Raw genomic sequence first — 2,791 nt, 5'->3', positions numbered from 1 at the left:
ACTTCTTTATTCACATCTTCTTTACTCTTGATCCGAAGGTGATGATTGAATTGAGGAGTACCGGGAACCTGCACTATTTTATGAAAGCAAAGATTGTCGTGGTAGGGTTGAGAGAAGGGAAACACTACATCAATAAAATCTTTACCTAGTCGAGTGATATAGGCTATACGAGTGGTAGCGGGAAGTGCTATCATGGATTTTGTAGGATGAACAGTAACCGATCCCATGGTTTGATATTGCTCCATAAAATACCAGAACAGCTCGATAACAGCTTCTGATTTTTTGGCCAGAAAATCGTCCAGTACTTTATCGCCGCAGGAATGCGCCTGGTTGTTTTTGACAAATTGCTGATGACAGAGCGGGCAGGTCCACATTTTGGTATACAATTTTGAGGCTAATTGGGGTATGCGCAAATTTAATATTCTGCGATAACGATTGTGGCTCTGACCCCTAGTAAAACTTAGCAACGAAACCCTTACCTTTGCAGAATGCGTTTCACGCTAATACTAATCCTACTCGTCTTTGCGGTCTCTTTGCGGGCCCAGCAACTGGATAGTCTTTCCAGGGAACTGGCGGCCTTGGATACCGCTGCATCACCTCGTTTAGATGCATTGGACTCGATTGAATACTCATTTTACCATCAATCCGATAGCCTGAAGGGCGAGTATAAAAACAAGTTTGCCTCGCTGGATTCTTCCAAAAATGCTCTGCAGCATAAGATCGATAGTCTGCAGTCGCTGCAATTGCCAACGGATAAATATACACATGCGTTAGACAGTGTTTTACAGAAACGCGACCAGGCGGTTGGTTCACTGGATAGTAAAATGAATGCGCTGAAATCCAAGGCTACTGAAAAAATTAATAAGCTGGAGCTTTCGCCCGAATTGCAGGGAAAGGCAAATCAACTGACGGGCAATATCCAGGATTTTAAACTGCCCGTAAAAGACTTGAATATACCATCGCTCGATATACCCAATAACCCGTTAAAAAGTCTGGATGGTTTGAATACATCTATACAATCACCGGTAGGTAAAATTGGAGAGATTGATGGTTTAAAGAATATTACCGGCAAAACGGGTAATCTTTCCGAGATCACTAAAGGTGCGGGCGATATTCAAAACCTGACACAAGGCAATCTCAAGGATATGCAGCAACTACCCCAGTCGATAGAAGGTAAAGCAGGACAAGTAGCAGGTGTTGGCGATTTGCAGAAGCAAACGGAAGCACTTAACCCGATGCTAAAGTCAGCGGAGAACCCTGAGGCCATGAAAGAACAGGCCATGCAGCAGGTAAAGGAAGTAGCGGTAAATCATTTTGCCGGCAAAGAGGAGGTGCTGAAGGAGGCTATGGAAAAAATGTCGAAGCTGAAGAATAAATATTCCAGCCTTAACAGCCTGAGTGAAATAGGGAAGAGGCGCCCCAATGAAATGCGTGGCAAGCCACTGATAGAACGTTTGCTTCCCGGTATAGCGCTGCAGATACAAAAGAAAGGCAACGATATGCTGGTTGATTTCAATCCATATATAGGGTATAGATTAACCGGGCGATTAACATCCGGTATAGGTTGGAATCAGCGTGTGGGGTATAACACACGTCACGATTCGTTCAGTCCGGGTACAAGAATATTTGGTCCACGTATCTATACTGAATTTAAACTGGCCAAAGGCTTCCTGCCTCGTGCCGAAGCGGAGCTGATGAATACACAGGTTCCACCCAGATTGCAGGCTATATCTGTTGATGGCCGCGGCCGGGAGTGGGTGCCCGGTATATTTGTGGGCATGAAGAAGGAGTATAAATTCATGAAGAACGTAAAGGGCACAGCACAGATTATGTTGCGGGTATTCAACCCCGATCACAAAAGTCCGTATGCCGATGTATTGAATATGCGTGTGGGCTTTGAGTTTCCCATGAAAAAGAAAGTAAAGCAGACGCAGGCAACGAACACGTCAAAGTAAGTATATACATGCTTCGTTCGTTCACGGACCAGATGAATCACCGTATTACGGTATCTTTTCCTCCCAAACGTATTGTATCCTTAGTGCCTTCGCAAACGGAGCTGCTCGCAGCGTTTGGGTTGGACAATCAGGTTGTAGGAATAACCAAGTTTTGTGTTCATCCAGAAGAATGGTTATCGAAGAAAACGATTATAGGAGGCACCAAGAGCTTTCACTTTGATATAATTGATAAACTTCAGCCTGACCTTATCATCGGCAACAAAGAAGAAAACTATGAAGAAGGCATTCGCCATCTGCAGGAGAAATACCCGGTGTGGATGAGTGATATTGTTTCGCTGGACGATGCCCTGAACATGATACAAGGTATATCTCAGGTAACAGGTAAAGAAACAGAGGGCTCGAAAATAACGCAGACTATACAGCAGTCATTTGAAACGCTGAAAACTTTTCACGGTCAATCTATACTATATTTCATCTGGCGAAATCCGTGGATGGTGGCAGGAAGCGGAACGTTTATCCACACAATGCTTGAGAAACTGAATCTCAAAAATGTAGCACCATCGTCACGGTATCCTGTATTAAGTAGTGATGAGATACATCGGCTAAAACCAGACTATATACTTCTCTCTTCCGAGCCGTATCCCTTTCAGGAGAAACATATAGCGGAGTTGAAACAGATTAGTCCATCTTCCAGGATTATTCTTGTGGATGGAGAGATGTTCTCCTGGTACGGTAATCGATTAATATTCGTTCCTGACTACTTCAATTCCCTCAGCGCGTTGCTTCAGTAACGTGTAACGATTAATCTTACTTTGTCAGGTTTGTGTTCTTGTTCA

Annotated in this window: 3 protein-coding genes; 2 read left to right on the top strand and 1 reads right to left on the bottom strand. The window is 43.9% G+C overall.

Translation table 11 applies throughout. The features are described 5' to 3' along the window. Positions 1 to 374, bottom strand: a 374-nt coding sequence (locus tag V7Q33_RS20605) for a hypothetical protein (protein WP_333821102.1), incomplete at its 3' end; no start/stop codon positions are given. 114 nt (positions 375 to 488) lie between these two features. Here V7Q33_RS20605 and V7Q33_RS20600 point away from each other — a divergent pair. Beyond that, positions 489 to 1,955, top strand: coding sequence for a hypothetical protein (locus tag V7Q33_RS20600; protein ID WP_333821101.1), 1,467 nt, complete (start codon positions 489 to 491; stop codon positions 1,953 to 1,955). Between the two features lie 32 nt (positions 1,956 to 1,987). After that, positions 1,988 to 2,746, top strand: a complete 759-nt coding sequence (locus tag V7Q33_RS20595) for an ABC transporter substrate-binding protein (RefSeq protein ID WP_333821100.1) — start codon at positions 1,988 to 1,990, stop codon at positions 2,744 to 2,746. Positions 2,747 to 2,791 lie beyond the last annotated feature (45 nt).

Source organism: Ohtaekwangia sp. (assembly GCF_036786105.1).
In the GTDB taxonomy this organism is placed as follows: Bacteria; Bacteroidota; Bacteroidia; order Cytophagales; family Cyclobacteriaceae; genus Ohtaekwangia.
This window is presented reverse-complemented; position numbering and strand designations above follow the sequence as displayed.

Bases quoted from the DNA above. Each gene is read 5' to 3' on its own strand.
- V7Q33_RS20595 (WP_333821100.1), top strand. From the start codon at position 1,988: ATGAATCACCGTATTACGGTATCTTTTCCTCCCAAACGTATTGTATCC.
- V7Q33_RS20600 (WP_333821101.1), top strand. From the start codon at position 489: ATGCGTTTCACGCTAATACTAATCCTACTCGTCTTTGCGGTCTCTTTG.